Consider the following 22,742-nt stretch of genomic DNA (forward strand, 5'->3'; position numbering starts at 1 on the left):
TCGCCCCGTCAGTCGGCGTCGAGGACGGCGCCGGGCGCGTCCCCGATCGCGTCGCTCGGATTGACGGCGACGCTCGCGGTCAAACCCGCGCGCAGCACGATGCCGTCCGGAGGCGCGTCGAGACGAATCCGAACCGGAATCCGCTGAGCAAGACGGATCCATTCGAACATGGGCTCGACCTGTGCCAGATCGCCCGGACCGGGCGCCGAGTAACGGCGCTCGATCCCGAACGCGATGCCCTCGACACGACCGTCCAGCGGTCGGTCCGGATAGCCCATCAGCGTTACCGCGGCCGGGTCACCGATGTGGATGTTGGGCAGATCCGTCTCCTTGAAATAGGCTTCGACGCGGAAGGAGTCCGCGACGACGAGCGCCACTTGGGGCACACCGGCGTCCGCGTAGGTGCCTTCCCCGAGTTGCAGATTCGTGACATAGCCGTCGACAGGCGTCGTCACGCGCGTGTCGTCGAGGTGCATCCGCGCAGTCGTCAAGGCGATCTCGGCCGCCAGGACCGCGGCGTCCTTTGCCGCCGCATGTGCCTGCCCGGTACCCTCGTCCTGTGCGGAGGGAGCGCCGCCCGACAGCGACTCCGCACCTTGCCCGGTCTCCGCCGCCTCGGCGCGGCGCAAGGCGAGGTCGGCCTCGGCCTGCGCCAACGCCTGTCGATAGGGCAGCGGATCAAGCTCGAATAGTAGCTCACCCGTTGCAACCCGCTGATTATCGACGACATGAAGGACGGTCACCTGACCGCCCACCCAGGGCGCCACATGCACCACGTCCGCCAAAACCTGCCCGTCGCGGGTCCAGGGATGCGCCTTGCCCTGCTGCCAGGCCCAGAAGGCCGCACCTCCGGCGATGCCGACCATCGATAGGGTCACCAGCACGCGCACGCTGTCCAGGAGCCATTGCTTGGCGTTCGCGTTGCTCATCTGCCTCTGCCCGGATGGATGTCAGTCAGCCGAAAAACGACGGCACCACGATCGTGCCGACCAGAACGGTGCAGGCGACGACCAGGGCGGCGAAAAACAGCGGCGGATGCCACACGAAGCGACTCAGCCCGGTGCGGTTGGCGAGCTCGGCCAGGGCGATCGCCAGAACCAGACCGAGCAGCGCCGCCAGCAGCCAAGGCGGATAATAGACGCCATTCAGACTCAGCTCGACGGGAGCGGCGCTCACGAGACCCTCGAGCGGTCAACCTGCGGTGCTCGACGGCCGGTCTCGGGGAAACCATCAGGGGCGACGGATCCGCACCCCGTGACGATCCCGAACCCGGCACGCGACACCTTAGCGCGCCCAGCCCTGCGGCGGCGGATAACCGGTCGCCGGCGCCACGGAGCGTTCGTAGAGGGTCGGCGGATAGGCCCTGTAGGGACCGGGACCGTAGCCTGAAGGCACGCCGGGAGCCTGCCGACCCGCCGCGGGAGGCGCCTGGTATGGCGGATAGCCCGGCGCATATCCGGGAGCCGGCATGGGCATGTAGCCGGGCGGAACCGGCGGATAGCCCTGCGCCGGACCCGGCAGCTCCGCGACTGCTGCGGCGTCGGTCATCGGCTCATCCGCGGACGGGACCGACGGCTCGGGCGCAGCCGGGGCCGCGCCGTCCGCCTCGGTCGATGCATCTTCTGCCTCGAGCGGGTTCGCCGAGACGGCAACCCCTGCGGCGATCGGATCCAACGTCGGCTCCGTCGGCGACTCCGAGGTCGCCACGGCTTCGGTCGATCCCGCATCGGTTGCGGACACGTCGGTGACGACATCCTCGGCAGGCGACTCGGTCGGTGCGCTCGCTGGCGGGCCCCCTGCTGCATTGGCCGCGGCTTCGTCGGGCTCGACAGCCGGAGCTGCAACGACGGGCTCGGCGAGGGTCAAACGCCCGATCGGCGCGAGCCGGTCCGCCACCAGCGGATCGACGGCCTGCGCCTGGTCCGGCGCAGGCGCGAAGTAAATGTCCACGAGGTAGACATAGAGTGATCCCGCCAGTGTCGCCACCACAACCGAGACGACGAAAAGCCGCTCGTAGTTCAGAGACTTCAGTGTTTCGAGCAGCCCTTTGAGCCATTCAACGATCGCTTGCATGTACGGCATCCTCATCGCGATTCTTCATGTCCCGATACCCTGACCCACAGGGTGACCGGCCAGGCCCGGAGGATAACCGAAAGCCCCGCCCGGTTGGCGATCCATCCTGCCCTTTACGCCATGTGAGGGTATGATTACCGGCTTCTTAGACCCTGAGCCCTGGTCATTCGCCCTATGAGCCATGCCGCCCGAACCGGAGCCGCCATCTTCTTCGATGTTCTGACCGACCTCGGGGTCGAGTATCTGTTCGGCCACACGGGCGGCGCGGTCATCCCCCTGCACGTCGAGTTGAATCGACGGATGCGCCGCCGCGACCCGGCACCCAAGTTCATCCTCTGCCGTCAGGAAGGCGGCGCCGGACATGCCGCGGAGGGCTATGCGCGGACGAGCGGACGGGTCGGCGTGGCGATCGCCACCTCGGGACCGGGCGCGACCAACCTGGCCACGCCCATCGCGGATGCGCACAAGGACTCGATCCCGACGCTCTTCATCACCGGCCAGGTGCCGAGTGCGGCGATCGGCACCGATGCCTTCCAGGAGGTCGATACCGTCGGCTTCACGCGGCCGATCTCCAAGCACAACTATCTGGTCAAGGATGTCCGCGACCTGGAGTGGGTGCTGCGCGAGGCCTATGCGCTGGCAACCCGTGGCCGACCCGGACCGGTCGTGGTCGACATCTGCAAGGACGTGCAGCTGGCCGAAACGAGCCGAGATCCGAGCGGACAGAATGCGCCCCGGATCCGTCATCGCGAGCCGATCGCATTCGACCCGGTGAAGGCCGACGCCATCCTAGCCGCACTCGCCGCCGCCGAACGCCCGGTCGTGAAGGCCGGCGGGGGGGTCATCCATGCCAACGCGGCAGCGGCGCTGCGCTCGTTCGCCGAGCGTTTCGCCGTCCCGGTCACAACCACCTTCAACGCCCTCGGTGCCCTCCCCTTCGAGCTGCCGCACAACCTCGGCATGCCGGGCATGCACGGGACCATCCCGGCCAACTATGCCCTGCGCGATGCCGACCTGATCCTCTCGCTCGGCGGACGGTTCGACGACCGGGTCGCGGTGAAGGGTTTCGCCACCGGCAAGCGCATTGCGCATGTCGACATCGACCCCTCCGAGATCGACAAGACCATCGCGACCGATCTGCACCTGGTCGCGGAGCTCGGTGACTTCCTCGAGCACGCCTTGAGCACCGGACAGGCCGCCGACCATGCCGACTGGCTCGCCCGAATCGCGCAGTGGCGCGAGCAGATGCCCAAACCCTATGGCCGGTCCGACTACATCAAGCCGCAGGCCGTCGTCGAGATCATCTCCGAGCTGACGGCGGGCGACGCGACCCTGGTCACGGGTGTCGGCCAGCATCAGATGTGGTCGGCGCAGTATTATCGCTTCCGCCGGCCGCGCCAGTGGGTCAGCTCGGGCGGGCTCGGGACCATGGGCTTCGGCCTGCCGGCAGCGATCGGCGCCTGGTTCGCCGACCCAGCCCACCCGCTCGTCCTGATCGACGGCGACGGCAGTTTTCAGATGAACATCCAGGAGCTCGGCACCCTGGTCGCCAACCGGATCCCGCTGAAGATCTTCGTCCTGAACAACAGCTTTCTCGGGATGGTCCGCCAGTGGGAGGACATGATGGACGAGGGTCATCACTACGAGACCTGTCTCGCCCGCGACGCGAGCTGTGATCCGGACTGCATGGACCTGGATCAGACCTGTCGGCGTCAGATCCCGAACCTGACCGGCCTCAAATACGTCTATCCGCGCCTTAAGACCCAGCGCATCAAGCATCCGAAGGATCTGCGCGAGGGCGTCGCCCAAGCGCTGGCCGAGCCCGGCCCGGTCCTGGTCGATGTCTGGGTCGACAAGGCCGAGAACGTCATCCCCATGGTACGCCCGGGTCATCGCCTCGACCAGATGATCGAGTCCTGAGCCCGTAAACCGCGTCTAGAGTGAAATGCAGCATCGTTCACGTTGTGTCGAGATCAAGGATTTTTCCGACCTTTTCGGAGACGCGGTTTAGAATTTAATTCTTTTGAATATTTTAAACCGTGCCGTCTCCAACAACCGTCGGAGCCGGCGCGGCCAAGCCCGTGCAAGCAACAACCCATACCGCATCGGGCGCGGTTTAGAATCCATTCGCATCAGTCAATTAAGGAGAACCCGATGCCTACCCCACACTGGCGCTCCGTGCCGCGCACGGCCGCAACGGACACCATCTACGGACTCGCCCTCAGCCCCGACGGCCAGCGCCTGGCCACCGCAAGCTGGGACAGCCTGGTCAAGATCTGGGACGTCGCCGCGGGACGCGTCGAGCACGTGCTGCAGGGTCACGACGGGCGGGTCTACACCGTGCGCTTCCACCCGGACGGCCGCCGGGTCGCCTCGGGCGGGACGGACACGACGGTGCGTCTCTGGGACGCCGCCAGCGGTGCCGAGCTCTGGAACCAAAGCGGCCACAGCAGTCTGGTCTACAGCGTCGACTTCCAGCCCGGCGGCGCGCTGCTGGCCTCCGGGAGCGAAGACGGCACCATCTGCATCTGGAAATGCGCCGACGGTACCCTGGTGCGCACCATCGAGGGACATCCCCAATACGTGCAGGGCGTGGTCTTCTCGATCGACGGCACGCGCCTGGTTTCGGGCAGCCGCGACTGCACCATGGCGGTCTGGGACGTCGACTCGGGCGAGGAGCTGCTGCGCCTGGACGTCGTCAACAACGGTATCAACAGCACGCAGTTCAGCCCCGACGGCACCCGGCTCCTGCTGAGCAACGTCGACGGCTCGATCGGTCTGTGGGACCTCGAGAAGGGCGGGCTCATCATGGAGATGGAAGAGCACACCTATCCGGTCTGGAGCGCGGTCTTCAGCCCGGACGGCAAGATGATCGCCTCGGGCAGCGCGGACAAGACGATCGTTCTCTGGGACGCCGCCACCGGCGCGGAGATGACGCGCCTGACCGGACACGAGAAGGACGTCTACTGCGTCGCCTTCAGCCCCGACGGCAAGTGGCTCTACTCCGGCAGCGTCGACAAGCACATCCGGGCTTGGAGCCTGGACAGCGCCGACCCGCGGTGGGAAAAGCTCAGCACCGCCTGGCAGACCGCGGAGGCTGAGGATGCGAAAGCCGCCGCCGAGGCAGCGCAAGCGCTGGCCGACCAAACACCCGCGAAGGCACCCGCAACGGGTCTCTTCGGACGACTGTTCGGCGGCAAGCGCTGACGATGAGTGCCGCCTGTGCGATGCCGTGCAGATGATCCCTTCGGCGGCGTTGGGCGAGCGGGCCGTTCCAAGGCATCATTGCCCTTTCGCTCAGCCGCGGTTTAGCGATGGAAAGCGGTCGTGCAGGTTCAGGCGGGACCGACGCAGATAGGCAAAAAAATAGCCGGTTCCGAAATCGTCGACCGCCAGGAGAATGCCATGCTCGCGCAGACGCTCGAAGACGCCTGCCGCATCGCCCTCGCGCTCTATCGGAGCGCTCTCGATGACCTCGATCTTGAGCGCGAGCTGATCGGCCGGGAGACCGTTCTCCCGAAGCACGCGCGGCAAACTCCGAAAACCAGGAACAGACCACGGTTTCGGGCCTATATCGGTCATCCGAGTTGGCATGAAAGCAGAAAACCGTGGTCTGTCCCCAGGCCCCCACTCGACGGCAGACGCGACCTGGTCTCGCTGATGTTGGAACGGCTGGTTCGTGACTAGCGACCGCGTCCGCCGCGCGTCAATTTGCCGGATCGCGATGTCCGAGCGCCGCTCCGGGGGACCGATGATCAGGAAGCCCGTATCGCCGGCAACCCGGAAGCAGCGGTCATCCGGAACGCCCGTCGCTGGACTCATCACGGACGCCGGATGCCCGATCAGGTGCTCCGCAACGTTCGCCCCAACCAACTGCAAACGCCACCGTCGAGTGTGCAAGGAATAGTCGGCCGACGCCATGGCTGGCATGAAGCGGCCGAACCGCTACCGCTTGGTTGACAAGCCCAGCGCAGTCCACCGGCGCCGGCGTGGGACTGGGTGGACTTCGCTCTCGCTCGTCCACCCTCCGGGGCCGCAATGTGAAAAACGCGCCCGCGTCGAGTCGCGTCAGTGAGATCCCGGCGAGGTCGAATTAACCTGGCCCATCGATCAACTCCTTGATGAGGATACAGCCTTCAGAAGCCGCTCGCGGAAGCGATGCCGTACGTAGGATCCACTTGAATCGACGGACCCTCTCGGGTCACATCCTCGCGGGTCAAGTGCGCACCCGGCAAAAGCGTCTCCACAAGCGTCGGCCGCCGGCCTGTTAAGATCCATTCACAGAGATGCGCGATCTGATGGGAGATCAGCGGCGGTACGGCGTCGCCGATATGCCGATAGAGGTTCGAGAGGGCCGCGTCGGCGAAGACGAAATCGTTCGGGAAGCCTTGCAGCATGGCCATCTCTCGAACGGAGCACAGGCGGTCTGCCTCCGGATGGGCATAGCGACCGTTGCCGACGTGTGCGCATTCCCGTTTGATGGTCTGCGCGGGCTTACCCCAGGCCATCCTGCCGTAGACGTCGGGATAGGAGCCGAACCGACGCTCCCGCGCGATCCGCTGCATGGCGGGTGTCAGAAGCTGCTCGCGGTCCGGTCGCGACAGCAGGTCCATCCATGAGCCGCCGTCGCGTGGCGTCGCCCTTAGACGGCGGATCACCTCCGGGGAGGCGAAGCCGGGATAGGTCTCGACCCCGCTCGACCGGGGATCGATCGCCGCGAAGGCCCGCCGGACCGTCAACGCGTCGGCGCGCACGCGCCAGCCTTCCCAGAGATCATCGAGCGTCCGCATGGCGAGCGGGCGCTTGACCGCGATGACGATGGCGCGCTCTCTGATCTGCGGCAGACCAAAACGGCTGAGCAGATGGGTTGCACCGGACACCGCGTAGCCAAGCTCGGTCAGATCCCGGCAAAGACCCTGATAGTGGTGCGAGAAGTTGCCCCGAATCAGCTCGCGGGCGTTCTCCATCACCAGGATGTCCACGTCGAGGACGGCGGCGAACTGTGCACAGCGGCGGACCAGGCTATTGCGCAGGTCGTCGCTCAGATGGTTGCTGGGATTGGCGCGGCTGAAGCCGGTGCAGGGCGGACAGGCCGACAGGACATTGACGCGGGTCGATGCATTCAGCCCCAGGCGCTCGGGAAGCTCGTCCGCGGTGACGCTCGAGAGGTCGATGGCGACAGGCGTAACGCCGATGTTCCGCGCGTAGGTGGCGTTGCACTGAAGTGCTCCTCCCCCACTGCTGGGTTTCCCCACCTCGGCGTCTGCCGCCGCGATGACCTGAAAGACCGGGTGGCGGTGGAAGCCGAAGCTCATTCCGCCGGCTCCGGAAAAGAGATCGACCAGGGTAAAGCAGGTCGTCGCTTGACTCATGCAGTCACCCGTCTTGATCCACATCGCCTTTAAGTGTTTTTGGGCCGATCCGGTAGCGTCGCTTCTCTTCGGCGACTTGCAGTAACCGCCGAGGATCGAGTGTCCCGATATCGCATCCGCCATCCTCCGGCACGGCGGCTCCGTCGGTCAATGCCGAAACCACGCGAAAGGCGACCGCAACAGGATCGCGGTACAGCTCGCACTCCCAGACCACGATGACCTTCCAACCCGAGGCCTCGAGCACGGCGACGGCCTCGGCGTCGCGCGCGACGTTGCGCTCGAGCTTCTCTTTCCAGAAGGCCGCGTTGGTGCGCGGCAAGGTCGCGCGCTTGCAGTCGGCATGGTGGTGCCAGAAGCAGCCGTGAACGAAGACGACGGCGCGATACTTGGGCAGGATCAGGTCCGGACGACCCGGAAGTCCGCCCCCGCCGAGGCGATACCGAAATCCGAGCCGGTGCAGTGCGGAGCGCAGGATCCATTCGGGCTTGGTGTCCTTGCCGACGACCCTGGCCATCAGCCGCGAACGCTGGTCAGGGGTGAGCTGATCCGTCATTGGACGCGCCGGTCTTAGGTTGCAACCCGAAGGACCAACGATCGCCCCTCGTCGCCGTGCAGCAACGCGGTGATGGCATCCGGCTCCAAGGGGCGACTCTTCAGATAGCCTTGGAAGAGATCGCACCCTTGGGTGCGCAAGATGTCGAGCTGGGCTTGGGTTTCGACCCCCTCGGCCAGGACCTTCAATCCGAGTGCGTGCCCCATAGCGATGATGGCATCGACAATGGTGCGGGCGTCCGGCTGTTGGTCGATCTCGTCGATGAAACGCTTGTCGATCTTGAGCAGGTCCAGATGGAACCGACGCAGATACGCAAAAGATGAATAGCCGGTTCCGAAGTCGTCGACCGCCATGCGGATGCCCTGCTCGCGCAGCCGGTCGAGGACACCTGCGGTGTCGTTCTCGCGTTCCATCAGCGCGCTTTCCGTGAGCTCCAGCTCGAGCTGCTCGGCCGGGAAACCTGTCTGCGTCAATACGCGAGCAACGGCCTCGGCGATGTCGCCTTGGCGCAATTGATGTGCGGAGAGGTTGACCGCGACGACCAAGGGGTCGATGCCGGCCCGCATCCACCTGACGCCTTGACGACAAGCCTCGTGCAACACCCACTCGCCGAGCGCTCCGATCAGGCCCGTCTCTTCGGCGAGCGGGATGAACTCGCCCGGCGGGATCAAACCGCGCTCGGGATCGCGCCAGCGCACCAGGGCCTCGACACCGACGATGCGTCCCGTGGCGATCTCGACCTGCGGTTGATAATGCGCGACCAGTTGGCCCTCGGCCAATGCGCCGCGCAGTCGCCGTTCGGTCTCCACGCGCAGCCGCGCGCTGCGCGTCAGATCCTCGGTGTAGAAATCGAAACGATTGCGACCGCCCGCCTTCGCCCGATAGAGGGCGGCATCGGCTTGGCGCAGCATCTCCCCGGCATCCTCAGTTTGTCCGTCGAAGACGCTGATCCCGATGCTGGCGCCGATACGCACCTCGCTGCCTACGGACAGACTGGCGGTCTCGTTCAACGCCGCGATCAGGCGTTCGGCGACACGGGCGGCATCCTGCGGATCGACGATATCTTCGAGGAGGACCGCAAACTCGTCCCCGCCGAGGCGGGCCAAGGTGTCGGCGGAAACCAGACACCCGCCGAGGCGCCGCGCCGTCTGTCGGAGCAGGTCATCCCCGGCAGGATGACCGAAGCTGTCGTTGATGTCCTTGAAGCGATCGAGATCCAGCAGCAACAACGCCAGGAGCTGGCCTTCCCGGGCCGCGACCTCGATTGCGTGGCCGAGGCGTGAGACGAGCAGGAGACGATTGGGCAGCTCGGTCAGAGGATCGTGATGGACCAGAAACTCCAACCGCGACTCCGACTCCTTGATCCGCGACAGGTCCGAGAAGGCGCCGACATAGTGGACGACCTGCCCCGCGTCGTCCCGGACCGCGCTGATGTTGAGCAACACCGGGTAGAACTCGCCGCTCTTGCGCCGATTCCACAGCTCGCCCTGCCAGTGGCCGGTTGTATCGATCTGTCGCCACAGGGCGTCGAAGAAGGCGGCGTCGTGGCGGTCCGATCGAAGGAAACCCGGTGTCTGTCCGACCGCCTCGTCTTCGCGATAGCCGGTCAGCTCGACGAACGCCTGGTTGACCTGAAGGATGCGCCTTTCGCGATCCGTCACTACGACACCCTCGCGCGTGTTCTCGAACAGCGCCGCGGCGAGCCGGAGTCGCTCTTCCTGGCGCTTGCGCTCGCTGATGTCGTCGACGGTCGCGACGAAATAGTCGATGGCCCCGTCCTCGTGCCGCACGGCGCGGACATCGATCTCGGCCTGGACCATCCGCCCGTCTTTGCGCACGAAGCGCTTTTCCATTGCGTAACCGTCCGACTGCCCGGCCACCACCCGCTCGAACGCCGCCAGATCTTTCTCCAGATCCGGCGGATAGGTCAACGCGACCCATGTCATCTCGGCCAACTCCTCGCGCGAGTAACCGAGGATCTCGCACAGCCGGTCATTGAAGCGAGTCCATTGCTTGGTCTTCGGGGAAGTAATCGCCATGCCCACAAAGGGGAGCTCGTAGAACTTCATCAACAGCCGGTCCTTCTCGGCGGCCTGAGCCGCCATCTCAAGGAGATGGGCGCGCTGCTGCAGACGCCTGGATAGCCCCCCGACGATACCGACGACCACAAGCGCGAAGAAGGCAATCAGGCTGACCCAAAAGACCAAGACCTTCAGAGGCGCCATCACCTCCGCACGGTCGACCTTGGCGATCAGACGCCAATCGGTCCCGACGATCTGACGGTACACGGCCAGCACGGGTACACCTCGATAATCGACGCCCGGGACCCGTCCGGAGATTGCAGTCCGGGCAAGTGCGTCGGTCGCCGGAAGCAGCGTCGAGAGCGATTCCCGATGACTCAGCGGCATCCAGTCCGCATGTCTGGCGGTGGTCAGAAACACGGCCGAATCGCCGACGCGCTCGACCAATAGGGTCTCGCCGCTCGGACTGGACGTCGGCCAGAGTCGGAAGAGCGGGAAGAAAAAGCCGGCGGGATCCGTATGCATCACGACGGTCGCGACCGTTCGTCGTATTCCGCCCTCGGTGACGGAGAGCGGCACTGCCCAATCCAGGTGGTAGGCGCCGTCTTCGCCACGGTGGAGACTGCCGTGCACCGTCCTTCCCTCGGCGTGGGCACGAGCGATCAGGGCCGGGAGCGCATCATGAGGGGCATAGTTCTCGCCGACGGTCAGAACTTGTCGTAAATCCGGATCGAAAACCAGGACCCCCTCGTAGCCGCGCGCAGCCGCCAGCGCGCCGAGTCGGCCCGAGATGTCCCGGGCCAGTACCGGATCCGCATCGGGCTCGCGCAGCAGGGTGTCGAGACGCCGCACGAAGGCGGCGTCGGCCGCAAGCAGTCTCCCGTCGGCCTCGCGAACGGCCGTCCATTGTTCCAGTTGATCGGCCTTGAGCGCGGCGATCGCGGCCAGGTTCTCGTAAGCATCATGCTCGAGTTGCGGACCGTGGATCAGGACAATGCCGAAGCTGAGCAAGGGGACGAGGCAGGTCAGGCCCAGAAAAACCAGCAGTAGGCGGCCGGGCTTGACCGGCTCTTCGGCCGCTTCCGGCAACCGGTCGATGAGGCGATGCAGGAGCATGTAGAGAAGGCCGGCCGTCACGGGCCACGAACAGCCAACCCTTGAACATGCTCAGCCACAGCAGCGCAGCGGAGTTGCCCGCACCCCGCGACAACAGCCAATCCGAGACGGCGATCCAGACCAGTGAAAAGCCGAGATAAAGAAGGGTGATGCGAAGGGCGGGCGACCCTCGAAAAAGGTGCTTCATCGGTTTCCTCGGTTCACGGCCGCCCTGTTGCGGGCCGTCGTGTGCATCGCGTCCTGCTCCGACGGGCCGAGCGTTCTGCGCAAAGAGCCCCGAAGCAAGCATTGCAGAGACGAATGCTGTCACTTGACAAAATTCATCAGGTTAAGCTTGCCGCGTTGAAGCAAGAACACCATCTTATCGTAACTACAGGAGGTCCGCGGGGTACACCGGGGACCCTACTGCCAACCCCCTCAGATCGAGGCGTCCCGGTCGACGCCCGGCGCTTGAATCGTACCGATGGCGAGCGCGGAAGAATGGCCGCTTAGGTTCGCAGAATCCCCAACACCACTGAGACGGCCCTCTCGAAACGAGGGATGGAGACCGACAATGCATGAGAATAGGCTGGAACGCGTGAACGTGGGCGGCCTGAAGGTCGCTCAAGCCCTCTACGACCTGGTCGAGCGAGACGTGCTCGCGGGTACCGGGATCAACCCAAATCACCTCTGGGGCGCCTTCGGCTCGATGGTGCGTGAGCTTGCACCGCGTCACCGTGAACTGTTGAATCGACGCGACGCCTTACAGGCGCGCATCGATGCCTGGCATCTGGAGCATCGTGGCCAGACGTTGGACCCAGGCGCGTATCGCGCCTTCTTGTCGGACATCGGCTACCTCGTCCCGGAAGGCCCGGACTTCGGCGTCACGACGGCGAACGTCGATCCGGAGATCGCCGAGATCGCGGGTCCTCAGCTCGTGGTGCCCGTGAACAACGCACGTTACGCCCTCAACGCTGCGAACGCGCGCTGGGGCAGCCTTTACGATGCGCTCTACGGAACGGATGTGATCCCGGACACCGACGGGCTGGAGCGCGGCCCGAGCTACAACCCCAAACGCGGCGCCGAGGTCATCGCCCGCGCCGCCGCATTCCTTGACGAGGCCGCACCGTTGAACCGCGGCTCACACGGGGAGTCCTGCGGCTACCGGATCGAGGACGGCAAGCTGGTCGTCTGCCTGCCGGACAACAGCCAGACGATGCTGGCGGAACCCGGCCAGTTCGTCGGATACCGCGGCACCCCGGAGAAGCCGGATGCCGTCCTGCTGGTCAACCATGGCCTACATGTCGAGATCCGGATCGATCGCGAGCACCAGGTCGGTCGCGACAGCCCCGCGGGCGTGGCCGACCTGTTGCTGGAGTCCGCCATGACCAGCATCCAGGATTGTGAGGACTCGGTCGCCGCGGTCGACACCGAGGACAAGGTCGAGGTCTACCGCAACTGGCTCGGGCTGATGAAGGGCACCCTCACCGCGCGCTTCCAGAAGGGCGGCAAACCCGTCGATCGCGCCTTGGACGAAGATCGGGTCTACCGCAACCCGGTCGGCGGCACCCTCGTGCTCCCCGGTCGTGCGCTCATGCTGGTCCGCAACGTCGGCCATCTGATGACCACCGATGCCGTGCTCGATGCCGACGGAAACGAGACCCCGGAGGGCATGCTCGACGCCCTGGTCACGGTGGCCTGCGCCCTGCACGACATCCATCCGAGCTTCGGCGCGCGTCGCAACTCGCGCACCGGCAGCGTCTACATCGTCAAGCCCAAGATGCACGGACCCGAGGAGGTTCAGCTTGCGGTCGACATCTTTGCGGGGGTCGAGGATGCGCTCGGGCTCGCCCGCAATACGATCAAGATCGGCATCATGGACGAGGAGCGCCGCACGACCCTTAACCTGAAGGAGTGCATTCGGGTCGCATCCGAGCGGGTCATCTTCATCAACACCGGCTTCTTGGACCGCACCGGCGACGAGATCCACACCGACATGGAGGCCGGCGCGGTGCTGCGCAAAGGCGACATGAAAACCGCGCCTTGGCTGCTCGCCTACGAAAACTGGAACGTCGATGTCGGTCTCGCTTGCGGTCTGCGCGGCCACGCCCAGATCGGCAAGGGCATGTGGACCATGCCCGACGAGATGCGCGCCATGGTCGAGACCAAGTCCGGTCATCCCAAGGCAGGTGCCAATTGCGCCTGGGTACCCTCCCCGACCGCCGCGACCCTGCATTCGATGCACTACCACCAGGTCGATGTGGCCGCCGTCCAAGTCGAGTTGGCCGCGGGTGGACCACGGGCCAGTCTGGACACCATCCTGCAGATCCCGCTCGACCCGGCGTGCGCCTGGAGTGCGGAGGAGATCCAGCAAGAGCTCGACAACAACTGTCAGGGCATCCTCGGCTACGTGGTGCGCTGGGTCGATCAGGGTGTCGGCTGCTCGAAGGTACCGGACATCAACAACATCGGCCTGATGGAGGACCGCGCGACACTGCGGATCTCAAGCCAGCATGTCGCCAATTGGCTGCATCACGGGATCGTATCGCGCGAGCAAGTGATGGAGACGCTCAAGCGAATGGCGGCGGTGGTCGACGCACAGAACGCCGATGATCCTGTCTATCGCCCGATGGCCCCCGGGTTCGACGGCATCGCCTTCGAGGCCGCGGCGGACTTGATCTTCAAAGGCCGCGAGGCGCCGAACGGCTATACAGAGCCGACCCTGCACGCGATGCGCAGACGCCTAAAAGGGCATTGAACCGCGCCTCGGGGCGACATGCGCTGTCTCCCCGGGATCAGTGTCCCGCGCTGCCGCAGGCTTCTCGGCTCGCGCGGCTCAAGTGGCGAGGGATTTCGACCGCCTTGCGGTTCAGGTGCGGTTCAGCATGGATGCTCTACTCTTGCGGCCATGACGGGTGTTCGTTGCCCGTCGTTTCGCTGGAGATCCTTTATGAACATCAAACCCCTGGCGCTCTTGATCCTCTCCGCTGTCGGTATCGCGATCCTCGCCCTCGCGCCGGCGACCTCCCAGGCGCGGGAGTATTCCGAATGGGGAGGACGCGACGGTCGGGAATGGCGCTGCGATCGCGGCCGGCCATGTCAGCCCTACTCTCGCCGTTATCGCCACGAACGCGGCACCACGACCATCACGGCCCCGGAATACGGCGGCCATGCCATTCGCGGTTACGTTCCTCCTCGCTCTGTCATACTAAACCCGCCGGAGCGCGGGTACAGGAACGACCGAAACCCCAGATAGTGCGCCGTGGCGCCGCGGATGCCTTCGGCCCCACTGGCCGTCTGTGCTAGATTGGCTCGCACCTGGAACGGATCCCCGAACCGAAAACACCATGCGCCAGACCAGCCTCGTCCTCGCCGTCGTGCTCATCGTCGCCAGCGTCGCGGCGACCGGAACGGCTTGGGGCCGCAGCGATAAGTCGAGCCAAGGACACATGACCCCTTCCCAAGCGGAACAGGCGGCGCGGCGCCAGACCGGCGGTGGGCGCGTGCTCTCCGTAAAGGCGGCGGACGGCGGCTATCAGGTCAAGGTCCTGACCCCGTCCGGGGAGGTCAAATACGTCTTCGTATCCGGCCGCTGAGGGGGAGCACATGCATGTCCTGGTGATCGAGGACGAAGCGCAGCTGCGTCGCCAAATCATCGAGCGTCTCGGTCGCGAGGGCGCCATCGCAGAGGGCACAGGCGAGGGTCGCGAAGGCTTGTACCTGGCGACCGAATACCCCTTCGATGCGGCCGTGATCGATCTCGGCCTTCCCGGGATGAACGGGTTGGAGATCATCCGCAACCTGCGCAACGCCGGCAGTCTCCTCCCGATCCTGATCCTGACCGCACGCGATCGCTGGCAGGACAAGGTCGAAGGTCTCGAGGCGGGGGCCGATGACTACCTCGCCAAGCCCTTTCAGACCGAGGAACTGTTGGCCCGACTGCGCGCCCTGATCCGCCGCGCCAACGGGGCGGCCTCTCGGGAGCTGCGCATCGGCCCGTTGCGCATGGATCTCGTCGCCCAGTCAGTCTGGATCCACGAGCGCCCGACCGAGCTGACCGCCTACGAATACCGCCTCTTGGAGCAACTGGCGAGCGCCCGCGGCGGTGTCCTGTCCAAGCAAGCCTTGGCGGATCGGCTCTATCCGCACGACGAGGATCGCGACAGCAACGTCATCGAGGTCCTCTTGGGCCGTCTGCGGCGCAAGCTCGACCCCGACGGCTCGCTCGCCCCGATCGAGACCTTGCGCGGTCGCGGTTACCGCTTGGCACTCGCAAGCGAGGACAGGCGCCCGGGTTCTGCCTGATGTCGCTGCGTGCACGCGTCGTCGCCTCCGCCGCCGCGGTGCTTGCGCTCTTCATCCTGCTCACCAGCATCGCCCTGGAACAGGCCTTCCGGGACACTGCCGAATCCTCGCGCGAGGAGCGTCTCCTCGCCCAGATCTTCCTGCTCATGGCCGCAGCCGAGGCGGGGAACGAGGGCCTAGTCTTTCCCGAGGCGCTCGCCGAGGCCCGGTTCAGCCTGCCGGGATCCGGTCTGTACGCCCGTGTCTTCGATGCCGACGACCGTCTGATTTGGGAGTCGGACTCCGCGATGGGCATCCCCGAACCCGGCCCGATGGCGCTCGTGCCCGGCGAGCGCCGTCTTGAATTCCGAACCGACAGCGACGGACGGGGCTACCTAGTGGAAGGCTTCGGCGTGTCCTGGGCTACCGGGGCGGTACCGCGCAACTATGTCTTCCTGGTCGCGGAAGACACGGTCGCCTTCGACGAAGAGGTCGGGCGTTTTCGTGCAAGCCTGGCGGTCTGGCTGGGGGCCATGGCCCTGCTCATGTTGGCGGCCCTGGTCTTGATCCTCGCTTGGGGACTCGCGCCGCTGCGACGGGTGAGCATGGAGGTGGCGGCCATCGAGTCCGGCGGTCAAGCCAAGATCCTGGGCACCTATCCGAGCGAGATCTGCGCCCTGACCGACAATCTGAACGGCTTGCTGGCCCATGAGCAGGCACGCCAGATGCGGCTCGACAACGCGCTCGGCGACCTCGCACACAGTCTGAAAACCCCGCTCGCCGTGATCAGAGGCGCCATCGGCGATCTCGAGACGGGGAACGAGACGACCCTACTCATGGAGCAGCAACTGGCGCGGATGGACACCATCATCGCCCATCAACTGCAACGCGCCCGCACCGGCGGGGGGCAGACCGCCATCCTGTCGCCGCCGCTGCAGATCGCGCGTGTCGCGGAGCGTCTGATCGGCTCGCTGAGCAAGGTCTACCGCGATAAAGGCGTCGCGGTCACGGTGGCAGTCCCGGAAGAGATCCAGATCAACGGCGCCGAGGGGGATCTCATGGAGATGCTCGGCAACCTCCTCGACAACGCCTTCAAGTGGTGCCGAAGCCAGGTGATCGTGCGAGCCGGCACGGAGAAGGGGACGCTGGTCATTGCGATCGAGGACGACGGGCCGGGCATCCCGCCGCGGGATGCAGAGCGCCTGCTCGCACGCGGGACGCGTGCGGACGAGGCGGTGCCGGGACACGGCATTGGTCTTGCCATGGCCCGCGAGATCTGCGAGGCGTATGGCGGTCGCCTCGGCGTCGAGGTGTCGGCACTCGGGGGTGCACGGGTCTGTCTGCTGATTCCGACGTGAACGGATGTCTTGGAATCCTAAACCGCCTCAACTCAGGCACGCGTGGCTTCGGCCGCAGCCGATCCGTTCCAAAAAAGACACCGACCGCTCCGGACGCGGTTTAGCCGCCGAACCCCTCCGGGTTCTCCGATTGCCAGCGCCAGGTATCGCGCACCATGTCGTCGATCCCGAGCTCGGCCTCCCAACCGAGCTCCGACTTCGCGAGTGCGGGATCGGCATAACAGGCGGCGATATCGCCCGGACGGCGCGCGACGATCTCGTAGGGCACGGGCCGACCGCTCGCGCGCTCGAAGGCCGCGACCATATCCAACACGCTGTAGCCGTGTCCGGTACCCAGGTTGTAGACCACGACGCCGGGCCCCTGCGCGAGTCGATGCAGGGCCGCAAGATGTCCGCGGGCCAAATCGACGACGTGGATGTAATCCCGCACGCCGGTGCCGTCCGGGGTGGGATAGTCGTCGCCGAAGACGCGCAGTCGCCGCAGCTTGCCGACCGCAACCTGCGCGACATAGGGCATCAGGTTGTTCGGAATGCCGTTGGGGTCCTCGCCGATGCGCCCGCTCGGGTGCGCGCCGACCGGATTGAAATAGCGCAGCAGCGCGATGTTCCAGGTTCCGTCCGAGACGTGAAGATCGCGCAGGATCTCCTCGATAAAGAGCTTGGAGCGGCCGTAGGGATTGGTCGCCGACAGCGGAAACCCCTCCCGGATCGGCACCGTCGCCGGATCCCCGTAAACCGTGGCCGAGGAGCTGAAGACGATGTTCTTCACCCCGGCCGCCGCCATCGCCTCACAGAGCGTAATGGTCCCGCCGACGTTGTTGTCGTAGTAGGCAAGCGGGATCTCGACCGACTCCCCGACCGCCTTGAGTCCGGCAAAATGGACAACCGCATCGAAGGCGCCGTCCCGAAAGATCGCGTCGAGTGCCGCACGATCACGCAGGTCCGCCTTGAAGAAGATCGGCGTCCTGCCCGTGATCTCGCCGACCCGCCGCAGTGATTCCTCCTTGCTGTTGCAGAGGTTGTCGACCACCACGACGTCCATTCCCGTGGCCAGCATCTCGAGGCAGGTATGGCTGCCGATGTACCCCGCCCCGCCAGTCACTAGCACGCGCATCGTTTCACTCCGGTGTCTGTTGCTTCTCGTTCACTCCACTCGTCGGCCGGTCTCGGATACCGAAAGACGCGCCGACCCGCGGCGATCGAGTCGCGTCTCGCCGATCGTAGGTCGACACTCACATGGTTGTCCGGCGAAGGTCAAGCGCTGGGAGCAAAACGTCGTGAGCCCTCTTGCGCGAACCCCCCACATGCGGATCACCGATTCCCCCATGCCCTCATCAGACGATGTTCACACCTCCGACCGCCCGCCTTTCAGGACCTCTCCCCCATCTTGCCGACCTCAGGAAACGCCCGAAAACGGAGGGATGCACGATCTCGGCCGCACCACGAAGGTGCGCGAATGACCGATCCTTGTCCCGGATCAATGCGGCGGGCGTTCGGTTTGCGGTCGTGACCCCGGCTTGCCGCTCGTTGCCGATCGTCACTCCGGCCCTAAGCTTCGCCGGAACTCATCGCCGAGCGGGGCCCCCGGGGGACGTTGACCTGCAGTCGACATCTTCCCACTGCCTGATAGTAGGCGGGTCGATTCCAACTCGAAGATGCCTCAGCCCGCGCGCGGCGGTTGTTTGATAAAGTCAGACCCCATCGTTTCGGCATCGACGGGGACGGCCCTGAAATCCCATACATCAAACATGGAGATGCCATCAAACGATGAGCGCCCCACGTGGCGCCCTTTGTGCTTAACTCTCCCGCAGAACGTCGCCTTGCACGCGTCAAGCAACCGCGAGCGCCGTGCCCCGCGGCAAGCCCCGCCCAACATCGCAGGTCACCGACATGATCGATCCTATTCGCGAGCTTGGTCTCCACACAGGCGCGTCCGCCGACCTTCCCGACGGCCCCTGCGCACCGCTCTCCGCCGACGACCGTCAGAAGCTGCATCTCTACATCAACTTCAAGCTGATCTCCTCCGGTCAGCCCTCCTGCGGCACGGCGGCAACGGAGGGCTTCATCGAGATCGCGCACGATCTGCTGTTGAGCTATCGAGAGAAAAACCGCCTCCTGTCGACGTACCACTGCCCGGTGGATCGGCGGATCCAGGATTTCCTGGGGCGCTATTTCGAGGATCTGGAGCTGGACCGAATCCCGACCCTGCCCTTTCAATCCTTCATCCTGGACCGTCATGGACTGGCCCGCGAGCTGTCCGTCCCCGTCGACAGCGAGATCTTCACCTCGGACATCATCTCGAGCTATCGCGTGGCGCAAGGCGTCCTGCACAACCCGGCGAGCGACCGGCGCACCACCGAGGGGTCTTTCCACGTCGCCGAGGGCGGGCTGCCCATCCCTGGCGACAAGAAGGCCGTGCCCAAGGCGGTCTTCGCGAAGATGCTCGAGGCCGCGCTCGATCCGCCCGACGACCTGCTGACCATCCCCTTTACGGCGAACCACGCCGAACCGGCACGGATGTTCGTCTCGCTCCTGCTGCGCCCATTGGTCTGCCCCGAGGTCCCCGGATTCCAGCCCGAGAAGAACATGGAGATCCGCTTCTTCGCGCCGGGCAACCTGGTCTCCAACCTGGATTTCGTCGAGAGCATCTTCGGCAACGGCGGCAATCCCTATCTTGCGGATTTCGATGCCGCCTTGGACGTCGATCACTGGACCGGCCACACCGGCTGCGTGCTGCTTGCCCCGCACCTGACGCAACTCACCAAGCAGGCACTGGGACTGCCGCACCGTGACCACGCAACCGACCGCCAGCGCGCCGAGGGCATGTGCTGGAGCGATCCGGACGAACGCTACAACGACGGCAATGCCTTCAAGATCACCGCGCGGGACGACTCCGGGGTCATCGTCACCATCCTGGCGGACAACTATTTCGGCTACTGCAAAAAGGAGGTGAAGACTCAGATCAGCTTCGCCGCCAACCTCTTCGGCCTGGCCGAGGAGGAGCACTCGGGCGGCGCGCTCGCATTCCCGCGATTCAACCACGGCGAGGAATTCGGCGTGGATCAGACCACGCGCGAGCCCGGCTATTCCTTTACCGATGTCGCCGAGCGCTATGGCGAGATCATGGACCTGCAGCCGGAGGGCTACGGGATCGACAAACGCTTCCCGCAAGTCGTCTACGTCCCGCAAAAACTGCGCATGGACCTTCTCGCCCAACGGATCACGTGGGATTACGACGGCGCGACACGGACCATCCGCCTGCAGCCGGGCAAGATCTACGTCCAGCCCAACGGCTACAAGATCGAGATGTACAAACACCCAGGCGCACCGTCCTGGCGTCTCATCGGCACCAAGGCGGAAGGAACCTTCTGTCACAAACCCTGCACCGTCTCGGGCGGCGGCAAGTCCGAGATCTCCAAATCGTTGGAGGACGCCGTCCTGTACGGCCCCATCTTCGTCGATGATCTGAATCAGGATCTGGACCGGGTGCAGGAGATCTTCGACCGCGATTACCGAGACCGCTTCCGTCCCGGCTTCGAACATGAGGACCACGACGCGGGGCGCAAGCCATTGTCGCCGGAGCGTAGCCTGGGTTCGGTGATCAAGCTGCTGACCCCCTCGCCCAGTCATACGCACGAGTACAACACCTGGCTCACGATGATCCCGCCGCGGTTGTTGGCCCTCACCTTCATGATCAAGCGCCTCTACCGTCCGAGCTGGGGCGAGGCGTGGCGCGACCGCTTCTCGGTCGACGAGGTCGACGGCGCACCGGGGCACGAGCTCAAGGCCTTCGGGCGGCGCATCGTGGCGACCTACCTGCGCGTCGGGTTCGATCCGGACAGCAAGTGGCGGACCTTCAAGCTGCGTCAAGACTTCATCGCGGCCGAGAAGATCCAGATGGAAGACGACATTACCGCCTCGGTCGTGATACCGCCGGGTGCGGTCAGCGGCTGTCGAGCCGCGGCTCGCGAGGGCGAACACAGCCTCAAGCTCGCCCGCAACTGCGAGTACCGTCTGTTCCAGCGTCCGGACGACGCCATCATTCCGGGCTTCGACAAGCAGACCGAGCTCGAGATGGCGCAGGACGGCAACTTCATGGCCAATTTCGAGCCTCTGCATGGACCGACGCTGGACGCGGTCATCGGCGACGTTTTGACCCTCTCGACCTTCACCGCACCCATGCGCAAGCGTCTCGAGCAGGCGGCACGCGACGGCCTTGCCGTGGTCTCCTCGGCCCACCCGCGGCTGGTCGACGGCAAGCCGTCGAAGAATCCGCGCTATCTTCAGGTTCGCCCGGACTTGGTCAACCCGGTGCGCAGCTATGTCGCCGAGATGGGCGCGCGTCTGCATCGTAAGCTGCCCCTGGACATCCCGGTCTGTCACCCGGTCGACGCGGTCCTGACCGGACGGCGCAACAACCCGCCGGAGCCCGGCATCCGAGCGCTCGCAGTCTACAACCCGATCCACTACCAAGAGCTGCCCGAGCTCTTTATGGACTTCATCTGCTCGCTCACCGGAAAGTCACCCTCCACGACCGGCGCCGGCAGCGAAGGTGCACTGACCAAGGCGCCCTTTAATGCCGTGCGCCAGACCGTGGACCTCAACAACGCCTTGGTGTCCTTCATCCTCACCGGCTATGCCGGGTTCTCGAGTTCCGCCGGACATATCGGCCCGGACGTGAAGGTCTCGCACGACGTCTCACTGTTGATCCCGGAGATCTGGGCCCGTCTCACCGAGCAGGAGCGCGATCCGCAATACCTGATCGCAAACGACTATCTGGAGCCCCTTGAGGATTTCGAGTACCAGGGCCGCACCGTGCTGGCCAGCCGGCTCGGCTACCGCATCACCGAGCGATTTGTCGCCCACTTTTTGGGCAAGATCTTCGACAACCCGCGCGCCGTCTTCACCTCGGCCATCCTGCGCCCGGAATCGCAGAGCCTGGAGGTCTTCGTCGACGGCATCGAGAATATCTGCGAGGCCCAAGAACGTGTCGCCCGGCGCTATTTCGAGGACGGCAGCATCGCAGACGCCTGTCCGCCGCTCGCGGCCCTACTCCACATCATGGCAGAGGGCCACTATCAGGGGCGGAAGGTCCATGACCCGGTGATCCGCAAACTCTTTACCCGCGAGTCCCTGTTGAGCTCCGATTGGTATCGCGAACGTCTGCAGATCAAGCAACAGCGCGACATTCAACTCGCTCGGAGGATGGTGCTGACTGTGCAGCAGTTTATCGATCTGCGCCACTATGCCGACGAAGCGGACCGTCTGGATGCCGCGGCGCGCTTAGAGCGCGCCAAGGCCGATCTGGCTCGGGTGCAGGCGCCCGCCTACCTGGATGCCTTGGTCGGCACCATCGGTGCGGATCCACTTGGACCGGCTCGGGAGACCATGGTCGAGGCCGAGCGACAGGCCGCTTAGTGAGCGGGCATGCCTTCGGTTGCCGGGGACCGGACATCCCGAGCGGCGGGGTTCGAAGGCAGCCCGCGTCCGGAGCGCGTCGGAGCAAGACGCGCCGTTGAGGCTTGGAGGCCGCTATGGCGAACAGGCGTCAAACGGTCCTCCGGGGCAGGGCATTCAATCCGGCGAAATGCCCGCTTGTGCTTGGTGGACCCTTACGGGGACGCGCAGACCGGCCGGATATCCGCGCAAGGAAGGCTTGAAGAAATTGGCAGAACAACGCGCCGAGAGAAGAGTGTTGCCACGATTGTCGTAACCCGTGTCGCTGTCGATTACGATGACGACAACGGTTGGGTGCGGTGCTTGTTTCCGGCACGGTGCTCCGGGGTTATCTGGGGGAGCGCCCAAAGGACAGTAGACGCGACCACCACCGGGCGCGGACCGGGCTTCTCGGCGACCGCAAGACCCGGAGGGAGGCCGGACCCGTCGGAGGACTCGCGGCGCGCCGGCGTGGCGCATCGACGGACGTGCTGCACTCCAACGCACGCCTGACAACTCCATCGAAATCGAACGCATAGGTCGTTGCAGG

The 22,742-nt window shown here is 65.3% G+C and carries 16 protein-coding genes; 8 read left to right on the plus strand and 8 right to left on the minus strand.

Translation table 11 applies throughout. From position 1 onward, the window contains the following. Positions 1 to 8: 8 nt before the first annotated feature. The 3 genes from LT988_RS06305 to LT988_RS06315 form a co-directional block, all read right to left on the minus strand. Positions 9 to 929 carry an efflux RND transporter periplasmic adaptor subunit gene (locus tag LT988_RS06305; protein WP_232409361.1) on the minus strand — a complete coding sequence of 307 codons (921 nt, stop codon included), beginning with the start codon at positions 927 to 929 and terminating at the stop codon, positions 9 to 11. Positions 930 to 954: 25 nt separating this feature from the next. Then, a complete protein-coding gene (locus LT988_RS06310; protein ID WP_232409362.1) occupies positions 955 to 1,176 on the minus strand; it encodes a DUF1656 domain-containing protein in 222 nt (73 codons plus the stop codon). A gap of 108 nt (positions 1,177 to 1,284) precedes the next feature. Further along, positions 1,285 to 2,073: a hypothetical protein gene (locus LT988_RS06315; RefSeq protein ID WP_232409363.1), complete on the minus strand. Its 789-nt coding sequence runs from the start codon at positions 2,071 to 2,073 to the stop codon at positions 1,285 to 1,287. Between the two features lie 174 nt (positions 2,074 to 2,247). Between LT988_RS06315 and ilvB the strand changes: the two genes are divergently transcribed. Then, the gene (ilvB, locus tag LT988_RS06320; RefSeq protein ID WP_232409364.1) at positions 2,248 to 3,993 is read left to right on the plus strand and encodes a biosynthetic-type acetolactate synthase large subunit; all 1,746 of its coding nucleotides are present in this window, start codon (positions 2,248 to 2,250) and stop codon (positions 3,991 to 3,993) included. A gap of 234 nt (positions 3,994 to 4,227) precedes the next feature. Continuing rightward, a complete protein-coding gene (locus tag LT988_RS06325; protein WP_232409365.1) occupies positions 4,228 to 5,280 on the plus strand; it encodes a WD40 repeat domain-containing protein in 1,053 nt (350 codons plus the stop codon). Positions 5,281 to 5,370: 90 nt separating this feature from the next. Here LT988_RS06325 and LT988_RS06330 read toward each other — a convergent pair whose 3' ends face one another. The 4 genes from LT988_RS06330 to LT988_RS06345 form a co-directional block, all read right to left on the minus strand. After that, a complete protein-coding gene (locus tag LT988_RS06330) occupies positions 5,371 to 5,598 on the minus strand; it encodes an EAL domain-containing protein (protein ID WP_232409366.1) in 228 nt (75 codons plus the stop codon). A gap of 611 nt (positions 5,599 to 6,209) precedes the next feature. After that, positions 6,210 to 7,445, minus strand: coding sequence for a DNA cytosine methyltransferase (locus LT988_RS06335; RefSeq protein ID WP_232409367.1), 1,236 nt, complete (start codon positions 7,443 to 7,445; stop codon positions 6,210 to 6,212). A 4-nt stretch (positions 7,446 to 7,449) separates the two neighbouring features. Then, on the minus strand, positions 7,450 to 7,998 hold the full coding sequence (locus LT988_RS06340) for a very short patch repair endonuclease (protein WP_232409368.1): 549 nt from the start codon (positions 7,996 to 7,998) through the stop codon (positions 7,450 to 7,452). Positions 7,999 to 8,012: 14 nt separating this feature from the next. Continuing rightward, positions 8,013 to 11,156: a putative bifunctional diguanylate cyclase/phosphodiesterase gene (locus LT988_RS06345; protein ID WP_232409369.1), complete on the minus strand. Its 3,144-nt coding sequence runs from the start codon at positions 11,154 to 11,156 to the stop codon at positions 8,013 to 8,015. 532 nt (positions 11,157 to 11,688) lie between these two features. Here LT988_RS06345 and LT988_RS06350 point away from each other — a divergent pair. The 5 genes from LT988_RS06350 (at position 11,689) to LT988_RS06370 (ending at position 16,756) form a co-directional block, all read left to right on the plus strand. Further along, positions 11,689 to 13,872, plus strand: a complete 2,184-nt coding sequence (locus tag LT988_RS06350) for a malate synthase G (protein WP_232409370.1) — start codon at positions 11,689 to 11,691, stop codon at positions 13,870 to 13,872. Positions 13,873 to 14,064: 192 nt separating this feature from the next. Next, positions 14,065 to 14,370 carry a hypothetical protein gene (locus LT988_RS06355; protein WP_232409371.1) on the plus strand — a complete coding sequence of 102 codons (306 nt, stop codon included), beginning with the start codon at positions 14,065 to 14,067 and terminating at the stop codon, positions 14,368 to 14,370. A 91-nt stretch (positions 14,371 to 14,461) separates the two neighbouring features. After that, entirely contained in the window at positions 14,462 to 14,710 is a 249-nt protein-coding gene (locus LT988_RS06360; RefSeq protein ID WP_232409372.1) for a hypothetical protein, read from the plus strand. Positions 14,711 to 14,720: 10 nt separating this feature from the next. Beyond that, positions 14,721 to 15,419 (plus strand): response regulator transcription factor, encoded by a 699-nt coding sequence (locus LT988_RS06365; RefSeq protein ID WP_232409373.1) that lies wholly within the window; start codon positions 14,721 to 14,723, stop codon positions 15,417 to 15,419. Next, complete coding sequence (locus LT988_RS06370) at positions 15,419 to 16,756, plus strand: ATP-binding protein (RefSeq protein WP_232409374.1); 1,338 nt, start codon at positions 15,419 to 15,421, stop codon at positions 16,754 to 16,756. The genes LT988_RS06365 and LT988_RS06370 overlap by 1 nt, the downstream gene beginning before the upstream one ends. A 100-nt stretch (positions 16,757 to 16,856) precedes the next feature. On the opposite strand, the gene galE is transcribed toward LT988_RS06370, so the two are convergent. Next, a complete protein-coding gene (gene galE, locus LT988_RS06375) occupies positions 16,857 to 17,870 on the minus strand; it encodes a UDP-glucose 4-epimerase GalE (RefSeq protein WP_232409375.1) in 1,014 nt (337 codons plus the stop codon). A 776-nt stretch (positions 17,871 to 18,646) separates the two neighbouring features. On the opposite strand from galE, the gene LT988_RS06380 reads away from it, so the two are divergent. Next, positions 18,647 to 22,174, plus strand: coding sequence for a hypothetical protein (locus LT988_RS06380; RefSeq protein ID WP_232409376.1), 3,528 nt, complete (start codon positions 18,647 to 18,649; stop codon positions 22,172 to 22,174). Positions 22,175 to 22,742: the final 568 nt, after the last annotated feature.

The organism is Thiocapsa bogorovii (assembly GCF_021228795.1).
GTDB classification, from domain to species: Bacteria; Pseudomonadota; Gammaproteobacteria; order Chromatiales; family Chromatiaceae; genus Thiocapsa; species Thiocapsa bogorovii.